General features: G+C 39.6%; 13 protein-coding genes and 1 other annotated feature. Of the genes, 6 read left to right on the top strand and 7 right to left on the bottom strand.

All coding sequences use genetic code 11. The annotated features are described in order from the left end of the window. Positions 1-133 precede the first annotated feature (133 nt). Positions 134-760 carry a carbonic anhydrase gene (locus BN6559_RS06235; protein ID WP_110953916.1) on the bottom strand — a complete coding sequence of 209 codons (627 nt, stop codon included), beginning with the start codon at positions 758-760 and terminating at the stop codon, positions 134-136. 256 nt (positions 761-1016) lie between these two features. Between BN6559_RS06235 and BN6559_RS19715 the strand changes: the two genes are divergently transcribed. The 3 genes from BN6559_RS19715 to BN6559_RS06225 all read left to right on the top strand — a co-directional run bounded on the left by BN6559_RS19715 (position 1017) and on the right by BN6559_RS06225 (position 4245). Further along, positions 1017-1628: a CatB-related O-acetyltransferase gene (locus BN6559_RS19715; RefSeq protein ID WP_110953915.1), complete on the top strand. Its 612-nt coding sequence runs from the start codon at positions 1017-1019 to the stop codon at positions 1626-1628. 334 nt (positions 1629-1962) lie between these two features. Next, positions 1963-2085 (top strand): hypothetical protein, encoded by a 123-nt coding sequence (locus BN6559_RS19640; protein WP_267886704.1) that lies wholly within the window; start codon positions 1963-1965, stop codon positions 2083-2085. Positions 2086-2445: 360 nt separating this feature from the next. Then, positions 2446-4245 (top strand): methyl-accepting chemotaxis protein, encoded by a 1800-nt coding sequence (locus BN6559_RS06225; RefSeq protein ID WP_199883790.1) that lies wholly within the window; start codon positions 2446-2448, stop codon positions 4243-4245. Between the two features lie 111 nt (positions 4246-4356). Here BN6559_RS06225 and BN6559_RS06220 read toward each other — a convergent pair whose 3' ends face one another. Then, positions 4357-5763: an amino acid permease gene (locus BN6559_RS06220; RefSeq protein ID WP_110953914.1), complete on the bottom strand. Its 1407-nt coding sequence runs from the start codon at positions 5761-5763 to the stop codon at positions 4357-4359. A gap of 468 nt (positions 5764-6231) precedes the next feature. Between BN6559_RS06220 and BN6559_RS06215 the strand changes: the two genes are divergently transcribed. Further along, positions 6232-7806, top strand: a complete 1575-nt coding sequence (locus BN6559_RS06215) for a sigma 54-interacting transcriptional regulator (RefSeq protein ID WP_110953913.1) — start codon at positions 6232-6234, stop codon at positions 7804-7806. A 94-nt stretch (positions 7807-7900) separates the two neighbouring features. Here BN6559_RS06215 and BN6559_RS06210 read toward each other — a convergent pair whose 3' ends face one another. Both BN6559_RS06210 and ald read right to left on the bottom strand, forming a co-directional pair. Then, positions 7901-9277, bottom strand: coding sequence for an amino acid permease (locus BN6559_RS06210; RefSeq protein WP_110953912.1), 1377 nt, complete (start codon positions 9275-9277; stop codon positions 7901-7903). 292 nt (positions 9278-9569) lie between these two features. After that, complete coding sequence (gene ald, locus BN6559_RS06205; protein ID WP_110953911.1) at positions 9570-10685, bottom strand: alanine dehydrogenase; 1116 nt, start codon at positions 10683-10685, stop codon at positions 9570-9572. Between the two features lie 383 nt (positions 10686-11068). Next, positions 11069-11326, top strand: a binding site (T-box leader). 58 nt (positions 11327-11384) lie between these two features. On the opposite strand from ald, the gene BN6559_RS06200 reads away from it, so the two are divergent. After that, positions 11385-13067: a carbon starvation CstA family protein gene (locus BN6559_RS06200; protein ID WP_110953910.1), complete on the top strand. Its 1683-nt coding sequence runs from the start codon at positions 11385-11387 to the stop codon at positions 13065-13067. A gap of 226 nt (positions 13068-13293) precedes the next feature. Next, positions 13294-14970: a ribonuclease J gene (locus BN6559_RS06195; protein ID WP_199883789.1), complete on the top strand. Its 1677-nt coding sequence runs from the start codon at positions 13294-13296 to the stop codon at positions 14968-14970. 270 nt (positions 14971-15240) lie between these two features. Here the strand turns inward: BN6559_RS06195 and BN6559_RS06190 are convergent, their stop codons facing one another. The 3 genes from BN6559_RS06190 to BN6559_RS06185 all read right to left on the bottom strand — a co-directional run bounded on the left by BN6559_RS06190 (position 15241) and on the right by BN6559_RS06185 (position 17024). Then, a complete protein-coding gene (locus BN6559_RS06190; RefSeq protein WP_110953908.1) occupies positions 15241-16368 on the bottom strand; it encodes a sodium ion-translocating decarboxylase subunit beta in 1128 nt (375 codons plus the stop codon). 64 nt (positions 16369-16432) lie between these two features. Further along, positions 16433-16582, bottom strand: coding sequence for a hypothetical protein (locus tag BN6559_RS19210; RefSeq protein WP_199883788.1), 150 nt, complete (start codon positions 16580-16582; stop codon positions 16433-16435). Positions 16583-16598: 16 nt separating this feature from the next. Beyond that, positions 16599-17024 (bottom strand): thioesterase family protein, encoded by a 426-nt coding sequence (locus BN6559_RS06185; protein ID WP_110953907.1) that lies wholly within the window; start codon positions 17022-17024, stop codon positions 16599-16601. Positions 17025-17267: the final 243 nt, after the last annotated feature.

The raw sequence follows: 17267 nt of genomic DNA, 5'->3' as shown, positions 1-17267 counted from the left end.
CGTGTTTTTCCGGAAAAGGCCAAGTACGAAAATGGAGTGCCGCATCTTAGTGCGATGCTCCATTTTATTATGTCAAGGAAATACTGGAATGTATGAAAAATTTCATATATGCAACGGATGCGTAAGTATTATCTCACGGATTCGCTAGGATAAATTCTCCTGTGGTTCTATCGTGAATAAAAACTTCACCTGTTTCGATAATGTAGTGCCAGCCGCTGATCATCAATTTTCCTTGTAACACTTTATCATAGATATATTGATAGGTCATAAGATGTTTCAATTGCTCGACTACATTTGCCTGCTCCATCATCCATTGCCGGACTTCTGGATTGTTTTCGGGGACTTCTGCGAGGATGCGATCTCGAACTGGATGCGTTAATTCCAGCCATTTTTCAGTATGTGGCATTTGTGTTAATTTACTAGATGGATTTAGACAGGCGGCACATCCACCGCAATTGGAGTGTCCACAAACGATGATGTTTTCTACCCCGAGAGAAATGACAGCATATTCAATCGCAGATGTAGTCGCTAGATATTCTGCAGTTTCTCTTTCTGGCGGTACCAAGTTTGCAATATTGCGGATGATAAATAATTCTCCCGGCAAAGTTCCGGTAATCATATTTGGATCCACTCTGGAATCAGAGCAGGTGATAAACAAAGTGTGTGGTTTCTGCTGTGTTTTTAAATTTTTAAAAAGGTCACGATGCGCTTCAAAGTCACCGCGTTTAAATTTTACAATTCCCTCCAGAAGTTTTTGCACAACAACTGCCTCCTCTAATAAATAAAATAAAGAGTTTGGTATAATAAATAAAATTTTATCATGTATTTTATCTGTTGTCTTTATTTTATAACGATTATTTTATTTTTATTATTAAATTTATTTAAAATATTAAGTTGCCCAAAAACCTTGATTTTTGCATTTTTACTGGATTGCAGCATAATCTGAGAATAAGAGTTTTGCGTTGGTGGTATCTGCATCAAAGCGATGTTTTAAATGCTTGGAGGGGGATCTTGTTATGTTTTTTTCTAGAACGGTTCGTAAACATAAAGTGGTATTTACAGAGTCGCAATTTCAAAATCCACAAATTACAGTGGGCAGATATACATATGGATTGCCTAGAATTTATTCCGTGAATTGGCCTTGTGCGGTTAAAATCGGCAGTTTTTGCAGTATTGCAGATCACGTGCAGATTTTTATGGATGTAAATCATCGTCTGGATTGGGTGACTACATTTCCTTTTCCCGCGTTGAGCGAGTTCTCTGAGGCAGATCATATTTATGGGCACCCTTGGGCCAGAGGGGATGTTCAGATTGGCAATGATGTATGGATTGGTAACGATGTCTCTATCCTGTCAGGTGTAACGATCGGTGATGGTGCGGTTATTGGCACTGGTGCGATGGTTACGAAGGACATACCGTCATATGCAGTAGCTGTTGGCAATCCTGCTAAAGTTATAAAGCTTCGCTTCACTGAAACTCAGATTGCGCAGTTGCTTAAAATCCGGTGGTGGGATTGGCCAATAGAAAAAATTAGAGCGTATATTCCTTTGTTATGCGGCGATATAGAGATTTTTTTGCAGAAAATAACTGAGACGGAATGCCTTGCCGAGATCTTGAGTCAGGACTAGTGGTTTGGGCTATAAGAATATAAATGATTGGCGGTATTGCTTGCTTATAGTTTGTCTAGCATTCTAAGTTTTTAAAAATTTTATTTTATCAAATGCATTTCCAATAAAATTCTATTACACTTATAAATGTGATCAGGATACATGAAACCAGATAGAAAGGGTCATTAAAATGTATGTATTAAAAATAATCTTATCCTTATTATTTTTATATGTGGTAGCAACATATAATGTAAATCCGCAAAAATAGAATTAGGCAAACTGCGAAGTTTTGTAAGATATAGGATGATATAAAGTACATGTATTTAATATAAATATAAATAGAAGTATAAGAACGTTGTGGAAAGTTTATAGATGCAATAATCAAATCAAACAAAGTACGGTAAATGGATATGAAGTTGAAGCAAATAAATTACATATGGATGATGCAGCTAAAGGATTAATTGCCCGACCTGCGTAAAAAAGTGCAAGATCGTGAACCTACGATCTTGCACTTTTTTACCTATATTTTTATAGAATTTTCATATAAGAAAAATAGTATGCATTGTCATTGGGGAAGTGATAATTCTATACGGTATGCGGATGGATTGGCAGTGCAAACTTTTCCTTCGTTTCAGTGGGGTTGTTGATTATCACCCTTAAATAAGATAGAATGAAAACGAATGAAAAAAATGTCGAAAAATATTTTATCAGCATAAGAAGTCGCGTATTCAGACGTAGACATTTGAACGTGAAGAGAGACTTACCAACATTATTTTACTGCGGCTCTGAAAGAGCAGATAGAGATAAATTCAGCAGCATTTTTAGGAGGGAAAAAAGTATGAGTTCTAATTTCAGAGTTAAGTTAAATCGAGATATTGCAATTGTAATTTTGATTATGACTATCGTGACACTAGCGCTTGGTGCGTATGAGGCGTATACAATCCATAAACAGAAAGAGGCTCGATTAGTAAGTTATCGGCAGTTGCTGTTTGCTGATTATGATGCGAGTATAAAAAAGCAGGTTCAAACGGTATTGAATCAAGTTAATGCATATTATGAACGTTCTCAACAGGGATTAATGACAGAAACGGAAGCGAAAGTTTACGCTTTGAATGTCGTGCGTGATGCACGATATGGAGATGATAAAAGTGGCGTTTTTTGGGCGGATTCTTTTGATGGGGTGCTTCTGTCTTCGGGAGCAGGTAATGCTGTTTTGGGAAAAGCGCGTATTGATGTAAAGGACGCAAAGGGAAATACCTTTGTAAAGACGTTTATTGAAAATGCAAGGAACCCTGAGGGCGGATATTCGGAGTATTATTATCCGAGACCTAAAGATGTTGATCCATCGCAGAGGCCTTTGCCGAAACGTTCTTATAGTGCCGGATTCGCACCATGGCAATGGTCGATTGGAACGGGAAATTATGTGGATGATTTAGAGGCCTTGGTAGAAGATTATAAGGTGCAGTTAGAAGAAGAGATGACGTATCGGCTCGTGTATTCGGTTATTACATATGTATTTATTTTGCTCTTGGCAATCGTTACTTCATTATTTATCAATAGTAAAATTACCAAGCGCATCAATCCGGTGGCACAGGTTGCACAGGAAGTGGCGAGGGGAAATTTGAATGTTCGGCACTTGAAGGATCATGCAGAAGACAGCATTGGTGATTTAGCGCAGGCTGTACATGAAATGGTGCATAATTTGCGTGCCGTAGTTAAGCAAACCAAGGATTCTGCTGGGCAGGTGTCGCAGACTGCTGACCAATTGTATAAGAGTATGGAACAATCGGCGCAGACTTCGGAACTGATTGTTCGTTCTGTTGGTAGTGTAGATCAGGGAGCCGCACGGCAGATGGTTTTGGCTAAAAATGCATCGGATGCGGTTTGTGAAACTTCGAATGCAGTGACTGCAATGATTACAAATTCTAAAAGTTTGGCGGATACATCGAGCGAAGTTGCGCAGGCATCACAGGTGGGGGAAGATAACATTTCTCGTACGATTCAGCAGATGCAGCAGATTAAAAGTACGGTAGCTAATTCTGCCGATGTTGTTAAAAATTTGGGGGATCGTTCGAAACTGATCTTTGTTATGGCAGAAACGATTTCCAAACTTGCGTCCCAAACAAATCTGTTAGCATTAAATGCGGCGATTGAATCTGCACGTGCCGGTGAGCATGGAAGAGGTTTTGCAGTGGTTGCCGATGAAGTGAGAAAGCTCGCTGAACAGTCTGATGATGCATCCAAGCAAATTACGGATATCATTCATATGATTCATATGGATGCACAAAAAGCGATAGAGGCAATGAATGCAGGGATGCAGGAGGTGCAAATGGGGACGGAAGTGGTTGCGGAGGCTGGACAGTCTTTTAAATCAATTTCGAATTTGATTACAATGATGTTAGATGAAATCCATAGGACGATTCAGCAAATGCAAACAATCGCTAGTGCCAGCCGAAATGCTGAAAAAACAGTACAGGAAGTCGAGCAGATTTCAAAAAATATTTCGCTTGAGACTGCACAGATATCTTCCGCTACCGAGGAGCAGTCTGCTTCGGTACAGGAAATTACTGCATCGAGTACGGCACTGTCCAATATGGCAGAAGAATTAAATAAATGGGTGGATAAATTTAAGGTTTGAAGATCCTTTACATTTTTATTAAAAATATACTATGAATTTACGTCGATATTTTCAGTAGAAAAAGGATATACGGTGCAATCGCGCCGTATATCCTTTTCTTTTATCAATGTATTATTCTTTTATAAGATTCAATGTTTTGTCATCTTTATTTTGTTTATATGTTCCTGAAATATAGTAAGAAAGAATGACGCCTAAAAACCAAATTGGTGCAATGTAAAGTGCGACGCGTGTCGATGGATTGAAATACATAATGACCGCAACGAGTAGAAGAAATATAATACCGAGCCAACCAGAATAAGGCGTATGCGGCATAGGATAATGCAAGTGTGCAATCTGCTCAGCCGATAGAGTTTCTCTGAATTTGATCTGCACCAGTAAAATAATGCCCCAAATCCAAAGTGCGCCAAATGTTGCAACACTTGTTACATAGACGAATACCTCAGCAGGTACCAGGTAATTCAAAACTACGCCGATCAGCAGGAAGAAAGAAGAAATCAAAATTCCATTTGCAGGGACAGCATGCGTGCTTAATTTTGAAAATAGTTTTGGTGCTTTCCCTTGTAAGGAAAGATTGTAAAGCATACGTCCGGTACTGAATAATCCGCTGTTGCAAGAAGATAAAGCCGCAGTCAGTACGACGAAATTGATAATGCCGGCAGCGGTACTGATGCCGAGTTTATTGAACGTAAGAACAAAAGGACTGCCGATGGTACCGATTTGATCCCAAGGATAGAGCGACATAATGACACTCAGTGCCAAGACATAGAAAATTAAAATACGCCAGAAAACCTTGTCGATTGCTGAAGGAATCGTTTTTTCCGGATGTGCAGCTTCACCGGCGGTAATTCCGATAATTTCAATACCAAGATAAGAAAACATAACCATAACAAGTGCCATAAACGTACCGGATATACCATTTGGAAAAAAGCCGTTGTGTGACCAAAGATTTGAAATACCTACAGCGATACCATTGTTGCCGATACCAAAAAGAATCATAGCTAAACCGACGAAAATCATAGCAATAATGGTAACTACTTTGATCAAGGCAAACCAAAATTCAAATTCTCCATAAGCAGATACGGCAATGAGATTTACAATTGTCATGCAGATCAGAGCCGCCAAAGCCGGAATCCATTGGGGGATATCGGGAAGCCAGTAATGTACATAGACACCGACCGCTGTGATCTCGGCCATACAGGTAACAACCCACATAAACCAATAGGTCCAGCCTGTGATATAACCGCATAAAGGGCCTAAAAATTTGCTGGCATGCGCACTGAAGGCCCCGGAAACAGGGTATTCAACTGTGACCTCACCCAATGCACGCATCACGTAGAAAATGACGATACCACCAAGGAAATAAGTAAGAACAAGGGAAGGACCGGCGACTTTAATTGCTGCCGCAGACCCCAAGAATAAACCGACACCGATTGCACCGCCCAGAGCAATCAATTGAATGTGCCTTTCTTTGAGTCCACGATGTAGATCCTCGTGCAGTCCGTGATTCTGTTTCTCCATTCATTTACCTCCAAATCATAAAATCTAAAACATAAAAACATGATTCGTGTTTTGTAAGGTCTGTATAGCACACAATATCATATTGCAGTTCCTCACTTTCGATCGGAACAAAGTGAGGAACTCAAAACGAAAATTTCGGTTCTTTACTTTGGTTACTATGGTTATTTCCTTGCAAAAAGAAACAGTTTATAACGTTCTCATAAAAATAATCGTACCACAACCGGTAGCAGATGGGTAATGGAGTAGATCACGATTAATAAAGTGTTTTATGGAGTCTGATATAGAAAAATAATATATAAAAAGTAATAAAATAACAAAATATAAATACCTTTGAATTTATACTTTAAATTAGCAGGTATTTATACTTTGATGTGGAAAAATATAAAGAAAAAAATGGTTAATTTACAGGAGGGGCTTTAATTTTTATGAGCAAATATTGCAGACAGCTTGCGTTGGGAGGAAGCCCAATTGCGCATTAAGATTTCCTATGAGGATAGGGTCGGTATTGTGTTTGATATTGCCTATGTTTTTAATCATCACCGGTTAAATATTGTGTCTATGGAAGTAGGAGTAAATGTAATATTTCTTGAAACAGATCCGCTTTCTGCAGAGTATGAACGTATTCTAACAGCAGATTTAAGCCAAATTGACGATGTGAAAGGGATTGCATTGATTGAGCGCATGCCGCATGAGGAAAAGGCCGAGCAGTTAAAAGCTGTTCTGGATAACGTTGCCGATGGTGTGCTGGCAATTGACAGTCATGGATATATTACACAGTATAATCCTGCAGCTGAAAGAATTATGCATACTTCGTTTGAGAATGTGGTTGGGAAAAAATTAAATGATATTTTTCCCTGTTGCTTATCATTGGTTGAATCAATAAAAAATGGAACAAAGGCGATGAACCGTGAAATCTTTTTTGAGGAAACAAATAGCCATTATCTAGTGAATAGTCACCCAATTATGGATCGTTATCAAAAAATTATTGGAGGTGTAGCAGTCTTAAAAGATATTAAAGATGTTCGAAAAATTTATCAGAAGCTAACGGAGCAGCCGACTTTTCAGTTTGATACGATTTTACATACGAGTAAGGCGATGCAAAAAATTATTTCTTTGGCAAAAAGCTATGCATATGGTGATTCCACGGTATTGATCCGCGGTGAGACGGGAACGGGGAAAGAATTGTTTGCCAGAGCTTTGCACAGTGCATCGTCACGCGCTGAAAATATCTTTGTGCCGATTAATTGTGCCGCTATACCAGATACGCTACTTGAAAGCGAGTTATTTGGCTACGAGGGGGGGGCTTTCACAGGCGCTACAAAAGGCGGTAAACAAGGATTGTTTGAATTGGCAGATGGCGGCACGTTATTCCTAGATGAAATCGGAGAAATTTCATCTCATTTACAAGTAAAGCTGTTGCGTGTATTACAAGAACGAAAGATACGGCGTATTGGGAGCAGACGCGAGTTTTCCGTTGATGTGCGCATCTTGGCAGCAACGAACCGAAATCTTGAGGCAATGATTGAGGAAGGTACATTTCGAGAAGATTTGTATTATCGGTTGAATGTGATTCCCTTGTTTTTACCGCCATTACGTGAACGTAGTGAAGACATAGGATTGCTGGCAAAAGCCTTTTTGAAACGATTTGCCATTAAATTGCACAAGGATGTTCGTGCGATGAGTGATCGAGCATTACAAATATTAACTGAGTATAAATGGCCGGGAAATATACGCGAGTTGGAAAATGTTATGGAACGGGCTGTAAATGTCGTTTCCGGTGATGTAATTACTGAGGAGCATCTTATGCTTGGGCGTCATAATGCACCTGCTCGTCAAGTCGCAGCTTCGCTGCCGGAAAAAACATTGGAAGAAATATTAGATGAGACAGAACGCGAAATATTATGTCGTGCGCTTTGTCAATATCATACATCACGCAAACTTGGCAGTGTGCTTGGTCTATCGCATACGAGCGTCTTACGGAAGCTGCGTAAGTATGGATTATCTTTTGAACAATTTAAAATGAATGAATTTTTAGAAAAATGAAAAAATATGGAGAATTTTCGAACCTTTACGGTAAGAAAATTCTCCTTTTTCTAAGCCAAACATAATGCATAGATTGAATTTTTGTTTCGAAAAATTATTGTTCTTGTTTGTTTATACCTGTAATATAGTAGGAAAAAATTACGCCTAGGAACCAGATCGGTGCAATATAAAGTGCGATGCGTGTGGAAGGATTGAAGAACATTACAATAGCAACAAGGAAGAAAAAGGCGATCCCTAGCCACCCGGAATAAGGTGCATGCGGCATAGGGTAATGCAAATTTGCAATCTGCTCAGCAGATAAAGTTTCTCTGAATTTGATCTGCACCAGTAAAATAATACCCCAAATCCAAAGTGCGCCAAATGTTGCAACACTTGTTACATAGACGAATACCTCAGCTGGTACCAGATAATTCAAAACTACACCGATCAGCAGGAAGAAAGAAGAAATCAAAATTCCATTTGCAGGGACAGCATGCGTGCTTAATTTTGAAAATAGTTTTGGTGCTTTCCCTTGTAAGGAAAGATTGTAAAGCATACGTCCGGTGCTGAATAATCCGCTGTTGCAAGAAGATAAAGCCGCAGTCAGTACGACGAAATTGATAATGCCGGCAGCGGTACTGATGCCGAGTTTATTGAACGTAAGAACAAAAGGACTGCCGATGGTACCGATTTGATTCCAAGGATAAAGTGACATTATGACACTCAATGCCAATACATAGAAGATTAAAATACGCCAGAAAACTTTGTCAATAGCGGAAGGAATCGATTTTTCTGGATGGGCAGCTTCACCAGCAGCAACGCCAACCAATTCAATTCCCAGATAAGAAAACATAACCATAACAAGTGCCATAAACATACCGGAAATTCCGTTCGGGAAAAAGCCTCCATATGACCAGAGATTTGAAATACCCACAGCGATACCATTGTTGCCGATACCAAAAAGAATCATAGCTAAACCAACGAAAATCATAGCAATAATGGTAACTACTTTGATCAAGGCAAACCAAAATTCAAATTCTCCATAAGCAGATACGGCAATGAGATTTACAATTGTCATGCAGACCAGAGCCGCCAAAGCCGGAATCCATTGGGGGATATCAGGAAGCCAGTAATGCACATATACACCGACCGCTGTGATCTCGGCCATACAAGTAACAACCCACATAAACCAATAGGTCCAGCCTGTGATATAACCGCATAAAGGGCCTAAAAACTTACTGGCATGCGCACTGAATGCCCCAGAAACTGGGTATTCAACAGTGACTTCACCCAATGCACGCATCACGTAGAAAATGACGACACCACCAAGGAAATAAGTAAGAACAAGGGAAGGACCGGCGACTTTAATTGCTGCCGCAGACCCCAAGAATAAACCGACACCGATTGCACCGCCCAGAGCAATCAATTGGATGTGCCTTTCTTTGAGCCCACGATGTAGATCCTCGTGCAGTCCATTATTCAGTTTTTCCATTTATTTTCCTCCTAACATAATAAATATGGGTAGCCCATTTTTGTAACAGTGTTTAATTGGTAGAATATTCTAACAATTAAACAGAGATAAAATAGTTCGTCTTATTTAGCAAATGTTATTTTGTTGTATGCATTGTTGACTTGACGACAAATCCGCTCCTATTCTCTTGGTGTTACGAGAGGACAGAGCGGATTTATCTTAAGTAGCATTTGGTTTACTTTAGGATCGTATGGAAAACCAGTTTTTATTTTATATTATTATTATATGATGCAAAAGTGTATTTTATGGTTGTTTATAAAAGTTTATTTGCATCAACATAAGGTAAATTTAAAGCATCGGCTACACCTTTAAAAGTTACGTTGCCGTTTAATGTATTGAGTCCTTTAGCCAGACCAGGATCGTCTAAGCATGCTTGACGATACCCCTTGTTTGCGATTCTTAACGCGTAAGGTAAAGTAGCATTTGTAAGCGCTAAAGTAGAAGTATGAGGGACTGCACCAGGCATATTGGCAACAGAATAATGTACGACATCATGTTTTACAAAGGTTGGATTATCATGTGTTGTACAATGGTCGCAAGTTACAATAGAACCGCCTTGATCGATTGCAACATCCACAACAACGGAGCCAGGTTCCATTGTTTTAATCATTTCTTCGCTTACTAATTTTGGTGTTTTTGCACCAGGAACCAATACGGAGCCAATCAATAAGTCTGCTTTTTTCACCCAGCTAGCAATGTTGTAACTATTGGACATGACAGTGACAATGCGGCTGCCGAAAATATCATCAAGATAGCGCAATCTATCTCCGGACATATCGATAACTGTTACACGAGCACCCATGCCTACAGCAATTTTAGCAGCATTTGTACCAACGTTACCGCCGCCTATAATAACAACTTGCCCGGAAGGAACCCCTGATACACCGCTTAATAAAATACCTTTTCCACCACATTGTTTTTCTAAAAATTGTGCACCGATTTGCACTGCCATACGTCCGGCTACTTCACTCATTGGTGATAATAATGGCAGCGTATTATTTCTGCCTACAATTGTTTCATAAGCGATGCCGACGACTTTATGTTTTAAAAGTGCTTGTGTAAGTTCAGGTTCTGGAGCAAGATGTAAATACGTAAATAGAATTTGTCCTTCATGGAATAAATCATATTCCGGTTCGATTGGTTCTTTTACTTTAATGATCATTTCGGATTGATCGAACAAAGCTTTTTTATCACTGATGATTTTTGCGCCCGTTTGTTCGTAGCTGCTATCACTAAATCCACTGCCGTTACCAGCACCTTTTTCAATTAATACAGTGTGACCGGCTTTACACAGTGCCTCACTGCCTGCAGGTGTTAATCCTACCCGAAATTCGTTGTTTTTAATTTCCTTTGCAACCCCAATAATCATTATGACCCCTCCAATGAATATATTAATAAAATCTAGCTGCTAATCTATATATGCATTTTATATGCCAACCAGTCAGTCCAGTCATTTCAGGAGAACGTTTTTTTACTGGAAATATAATTAACCAAAAAGTGGAACAAAAAGTTTACTTCTGTAAGCTTTTTGTTCCAAGCAGAGGATTTGCGTTAAACAAAGACCGCTGTTTGCAAGCGGCTAATCAGCAGGCAGTTGACTCATTGCGTCGATCTGCTGTTTATTGATGTACAGGAGTATACAAAATCTTAAGAATGGAATTGTTTAGGTAAAATAAATGTAATAATTTTCTTGACAGTTTTCTCTGTGGGTGATATATTTATTTGCAACACGATTTGTAAATGTGTAAACATGTAAATGCAGTGAGCAGGAACAAGAACTTAAAAAGTGTTTCTTACAGAGAGTCGTCGGGCGGTGTAAGACGATAGAAAATTTTTAACTTTATCCCCTGTGAGCAGTCAGCTGAAATACGATGTAGAGTAAGTGTGACCGGTATCTCGCCGTTAGAGGAGAGCGTATTTTAGCCTTTTGATGCATAAGATACGGCAGAGTGGTTGCGAAAGTAACAAATGGAGTGGTACGCGGAGGTTTATAGATCCTTCGTCTCCGATAACAATGTTGTCGGAGGCGAAGGATTTTTATATGTAATTTGAAGAGAGGGGTTGTAAAATGAATGGTTTAACCTTAGTCGCAATCGCCATTGTCATATTGACGAGCGCTTACATTTTTTATGGAAGGTGGTTATCGAAAAAATGGGGAATTGATCCAAAGGCAAAAACACCGGCTTATACACATGAGGATGGAGAAGATTATATTCCCACACCTAAGTTTGTTGTATTTGCCCATCAATTTTCTTCGATTGCTGGTGCCGGCCCAGTAACGGGACCGATCATTGCGGCGATGTTTGGTTGGCTGCCGGTACTGTTATGGGTTTTGATTGGCGGGATTTTCTTTGGAGCTGTACAGGATTTTGGTGCATTGTATGCTTCAGTAAAGAACGAAGGAAAGTCTATTGGGATCATCATTGAAAAGTATATTGGAAAAACCGGAAAGAAATTATTTTTATTATTTGCTTGGTTATTTACATTACTGGTTATAGCTGCATTTTCTGATATCGTAGCGAACACGTTTAACGGATTCAATAAACAGGGAATGTTAAACACGCCTAATGCGGCAGCGGCGTCTATCTCGATGCTTTATATTGTAGTTGCAATTTTGTTTGGTTTATTTATAAAACGCTATCAGCCGTCGCAAAAAATGGAAGCTGTGGTTGGGATTCTTTTATTATTTGCAATGTTGGCCGGCGGAATTGCATATCCACTGTATTTTGGAAAAACGACTTGGACTTATGTGATATTCATCTATTTATTTCTTGCTTCCGTTATGCCAATGTGGTTATTGATGCAGCCACGAGATTATCTGAGTTCTTTCCTTTTAATTGGAATGATTGCCGGTGCTGTACTTGGCGTTATTGTCGCAAATCCGACGATGAATTTACCTGCATTTGTCGGATTTAATGTAAATGGGAAAATGTTATTTCCCGCGTTGTTTATTACGATCGCCTGCGGTGCGGTCTCAGGATTTCACAGCTTGGTTTCAGCGGGGACTTCTTCAAAAACGGTTTCGAATGAACGTGATATGTTGATGATTGGCTATGGGGCGATGATGCTAGAATCTTTACTCGCGGTCATTGCTTTGGTTGTTGTCGGTGCAGCGGCTTATGACGGAAAAATGCCACAGGGAACACCCTTTGAAATTTTTTCATCTTCTGTTGCAGGATTTCTTTCTTTACTCGGTATGCCAGAGGATATTGCGACGTGCGTGATGACGATGTGTGTGTCGGCATTGGCCTTAACTTCCTTAGATTCAGTTGCACGGATTGGCCGCATGTCCTTCCAAGAGTTTTTTATGGGAGAGAGCACAGATCCAATGACGATGTCACCGTTACAACGTATTTTAACGAATAAATATTTTGCTACCGTGATGACGTTATTTTTTGGCTATCTTTTATGTCTTGGAGGGTATATGAATGTTTGGCCGTTATTCGGTTCAGCAAATCAGTTGCTTTGTGCATTGGTCTTGATTGCACTTTCGGTGTTTCTTAAAACTACGGGGCGGACCGGGTGGACGCTTTATGCGCCAATGTGCATGATGCTTGTCGTTACATTTACCGCATTGGCCCAATCCGTGTTTGGCATATGGCAAAAGGTTTTTTATACAGGGGGTTTTGTTTGGCTGATTGATGGGTTGCAGCTTGTTGTCGCAGTTGCGCTCATGTCACTGGGCTTTATGGTGGCAGCAAGTTGTTTTAGAAAATTATTTGATTCAAAATCTAAAAATATTGCGGCATAAAAAAATGATCGTCTGTCATAATAAAGTGCAGACGATCATTTTTTTTGCATACGTACCTGATGATAAAATAATCGTCAAAAATCTCTTATTTTCTTGACCGACTGATTTGATTGATCATCCTAGAAATTGTAGATAATTAAAAATTTTTTTTGTAAATTTGTATTTTAAGCGGCAGATGTGATAGAATATAAACAATGATTATGCGCGGAAAAAATTAAATCAATAAATGGAGGTCTTTTTTTTGTTACAAAAAAATAAATTACTTGTTATTCCGCTAGGCGGGTTAGGGGAAATAGGTAAAAATATGACGGTATTTCAATATGGTGACGATATTGTAATCCTCGATGCGGGGTTGGCGTTCCCAGAAGATGAAATGTTCGGGATTGATTTGGTTATTCCTGATATGTCCTACCTAGCAGAAAATCGTGATAAAATTCGTGCGGTTGTTTTGACACATGGTCATGAAGATCATATTGGCGCATTATCTTACTTACTTAGAGAATTCAACGTTCCGGTCTATGGAACGCGGTTAGCGCTGGCTTTAGTCGAATGCCGGCTCAAGGAAAATAATGTATCGGGTTATAATTTAGTTACAGTACAAGCCGGTGATGAAATCAAAGCTGGTGTTTTTCAAGTGGGCTTTATCCAAGGCAGTCATTCCATACCGGATGCTTGCGGCATTTATTTTAAGACGCCAATTGGAACGGTCATTCATACAGGGGATTTCAAGATGGATCAAACCCCGGTAGATGGAAAGAAGCTGGATATTCATAAATTTTCGGAACTGGGCGATAAAGGCGTACTTTTGTTGCTTTCTGATAGTACAAATGCAGAACGTCCAGGGTATACAGGATCAGAAAAGGACGTAGCGAAGGCGATTGATGAAGAAATTAAAAATGCTTCAGGCAGAGTGATTATGGCTACTTTCTCATCTAACGTGTCCCGTTTACAGCAAGCGATTTATTCCGCTTGTCGACATAAACGCAAAGTAGCTGTGTTTGGCAGGAGTATGTCAAATGTAATTGCAATTGCGCAAGAAATCGGATACTTAGATATTGATGAAGGGGTTATCATTGATCCGGAAGAACTGAGAAAATATCAAGATTCGCAAATTTTGATTTTGACTACGGGCAGTCAAGGGGAACCGATGGCTGGACTAAGCAGAATGGCGAATAATAATCATAGAAATATTTCGGTAGTGCCAACGGATACAATTTTAATTGCAGCAAATCCTATTCCAGGCAACGAGGCTTCTGTATCAAAAACGATTAATAAGCTTTTGATGCTTGGGGCAAATGTGATTTATGAAAAAATCTCTGGTATCCATGTTTCTGGACATGCCAGCCAGGAAGAATTAAAATTGATGCTTAATTTAGTCAGACCTAAATTCTTTATTCCTGTGCATGGAGAGTTTCGGATGCTGAGCCATCAATCAAGAATGGCGCAAGAGTTAGGTATTCCGAAAGAAAATATTTTTATTGGTGAAAATGGGGATGTATTTGAATTCACCGCCAATAGTGGTGTTTCTACGCGTAAAGTCAAAGCGGGTAATGTCTATGTGGATGGATTGGGTGTTGGCGATGTCGGTAATATTGTCATTCGTGACCGCAAACAGTTATCCCAGGAAGGCGTTGTAATCGTCGTACTTACAGTAGATAGTGCAACAGGGGCAATTGTAGCCGGACCAGACATTGTATCCCGAGGTTTTGTATATGTTCGTGATGCTGAAGTGCTGATGCATGAGTCGAGAGACATTGTTGCGCTTGCTTTAGAAAAGATTGAACAAAAAAATATGCGTGATTGGGCTGGGATTAAAACCGTCATTCGTGAAGCCTTAGGTAGACATCTAGGTGAAAAGACAGGCCGCAGACCAATGATTTTACCAATTATTATGGAAGTATGAAATACAAAGGAGTGTCGCATTTAATGCGACACTCCTTTCAGCGTGTAGACAAACTATGGACAGATAGGTTGCGGGTCGGCGATAAGCACTCATCTGCGTTGTTACAGCAAGGTGCTGCTCGTCGACGTACAGAAGTACGACTCCTTTACAACCCCTTGCTGCGCCTAGCATCTGAGTACTTCTCACCAACCGGCAACCTATCTTCGTACTAGTTTATAAGTGGAACGAATTTCGGTTTTTTCTAAGTTATCAACCTAAATATATGATTTGTCAAAATCCTAATAGTGCAAGCATGATGCCACCCGAGATCGCTGTGCCGAAAACGCCGGCCAAGTTTGGTCCCATTGCGTGCATGATTAAAAAATTATATTTATTTTCCTGCAATCCAACCACGTGTGATACTCGTGCTGCGATAGGGACAGACGCAATACCAGCAGAGCCGATGAGCGGATTGATTTTGCCGCCGCTGATTTTATTCATGAGCTTTGCGCCGATAATCCCGGATGCTGTACCAAATACAAAGGCAATCAAGCCTAGAACGATGATGAGGAGTGTTTTATAATTTAAAAACATATCAGCATTCATTGTGGAACCGATTGCTACGGTTAGAATCAGTGTTACGATATTAAGTAAAGTATTGGCAGCCGTTTCAGCTAAACGGTCAACGAGTAAACATTCTTTTAGCAAATTACCAAGCATCAGCATTGTGATCAGTGGAGCTACTGGCGGTAAAAAAAGATTAACGATAATTGCAATTACAATTGGAAACATGATTTTTTCAAGCCTGGATACATATCTAGGTTGTTCCATGATGATATTTTTTTCTTCTTTAGTTGTGAGTAAACGCATAATCGGTGGCTGAATGAGCGGCATAAGTGCCATATAAGAATAAGCGGCGACTGAAATTTGCGGCAGCAAATGTGGGGCGAGTTTCATCGTCACATAAATGGCCATCGGACCATCGGCACCTCCAATGATACCAATTGCACTTGCTTCGGCTAACGTAAAGCCTAAAAGTTTCGCACCAATCAAGGCAACGAATATGCCAAGATGCGCGGCGGCACCCAAAATCACTAGACTAGGATTGGCGATCATAGGGCCAAAATCTGTCATTGCGCCGATGCCTAAAAAAATAAGTGGTGGAATGATGAGTAGCTCTACACCTTGGTATGCATAATGAAATAGGCCGCCGGGTTTGGTAAGATCAGAGCCTGGTACATTCGCGATAATGCATGCCAGCCCAATTCCGATCAATAAAAAAGGCTCGTACTTTTTGGCGATTGCAAGATAGAGTAAACCGCCGCCAACGAGAATCATCACAATATTACCCCACCAAAGTTGTGTTAAACCTGTCTGCAGCATTAAGCCGTTCATGAGTGTCGTGAATTGTTCGTACATAGAAATTCCCCCATTAAGTTTTCATCACATTGCATCTAAATGCATAAAGAATAAATTGAAATAATTAAAATTTCTCTTCCTTAACTTCACCTAATTTATTAAGCAATGGAAATAAGTATAAAATCACACCGATACCGGCGATAAAGATAAAACTTAAAAAAAAGTCAATGATACTTAGTAAAACTGCGCCTTCCACACTGTCTGTTAATCCCATTTTCATAACCTCCTGTTTAAAGTTTTCTATTGGTTAAAAAACGTGTGCGTTGTCTTGCTTTTTTCATTAAAGCATCATGATTTACAACAGCTCTTTTATGAAGACCATGCCCAACATCACCTTGTTCATCCCAAGCTTGTATTTCTAAAACAACCTCATGGTCATCGATTTCAATAATGATGGCTTTTACCGTGATTGTCATGCCAAGGCTTGTTGTGGCAGTATGGGTAAATTCTGTTGAATAGCCGATGCTGATAAAACCGTCGGGCAGATATTGATCGATTGTTTCAACGGATGCTTTGATTGCCATTCCGACACAAGCAGGTGTTGCCAGAAGTTCATTTAACTCTTTCGAGTAATTGCTGGCAGTATCCGAGCTTTGGACGATTTGACGAATCATTGCATTTTGTCCAACGGTTAAAATATTTCTTAGATCAAACATAGTACATACCTCCAATTTTATGCTTTGTATAGTGTATGAGTGCTTTATGCTTCGCATGTAAAAATTGAATATTATGAATCTTTATTTATTTTCATTGTACGCTTAAATTACCAAAAAATATAATATCCATAAAGCATCTTTTCATGCCAATTTGATATCATTTAACATTTTAGTAATCGAGGACAGCTAGGAAGCGGGCTGGTGAGAAGCAACCTATCTTTGTACTAGTTTATAAGTGATGAA

The sequence above is a fragment of the Massilibacillus massiliensis genome (assembly GCF_900086705.1).
In the GTDB taxonomy this organism is placed as follows: domain Bacteria; phylum Bacillota; class Negativicutes; order FLKF01; family FLKF01; genus Massilibacillus; species Massilibacillus massiliensis.
Note: the sequence above shows the minus strand (reverse complement) of the source record. Positions and strands in the feature narration are given on the sequence as shown.

What these genes read in the sequence shown, in the direction of transcription:
- BN6559_RS19715 (WP_110953915.1), top strand. Translation starts at nt 1,017, where the DNA reads ATGTTTTTTTCTAGAACGGTTCGTAAACATAAAGTGGTATTTACAGAG.
- BN6559_RS06225 (WP_199883790.1), top strand. Translation starts at nt 2,446, where the DNA reads ATGAGTTCTAATTTCAGAGTTAAGTTAAATCGAGATATTGCAATTGTA.
- BN6559_RS06220 (WP_110953914.1), bottom strand. Translation starts at nt 5,763, where the DNA reads ATGGAGAAACAGAATCACGGACTGCACGAGGATCTACATCGTGGACTC.
- BN6559_RS06210 (WP_110953912.1), bottom strand. Translation starts at nt 9,277, where the DNA reads ATGGAAAAACTGAATAATGGACTGCACGAGGATCTACATCGTGGGCTC.
- ald (WP_110953911.1), bottom strand. Translation starts at nt 10,685, where the DNA reads ATGATTATTGGGGTTGCAAAGGAAATTAAAAACAACGAATTTCGGGTA.
- BN6559_RS06200 (WP_110953910.1), top strand. Translation starts at nt 11,385, where the DNA reads ATGAATGGTTTAACCTTAGTCGCAATCGCCATTGTCATATTGACGAGC.
- BN6559_RS06195 (WP_199883789.1), top strand. Translation starts at nt 13,294, where the DNA reads ATGGAGGTCTTTTTTTTGTTACAAAAAAATAAATTACTTGTTATTCCG.
- BN6559_RS06190 (WP_110953908.1), bottom strand. Translation starts at nt 16,368, where the DNA reads ATGTACGAACAATTCACGACACTCATGAACGGCTTAATGCTGCAGACA.
- BN6559_RS19210 (WP_199883788.1), bottom strand. Translation starts at nt 16,582, where the DNA reads ATGGGATTAACAGACAGTGTGGAAGGCGCAGTTTTACTAAGTATCATT.
- BN6559_RS06185 (WP_110953907.1), bottom strand. Translation starts at nt 17,024, where the DNA reads ATGTTTGATCTAAGAAATATTTTAACCGTTGGACAAAATGCAATGATT.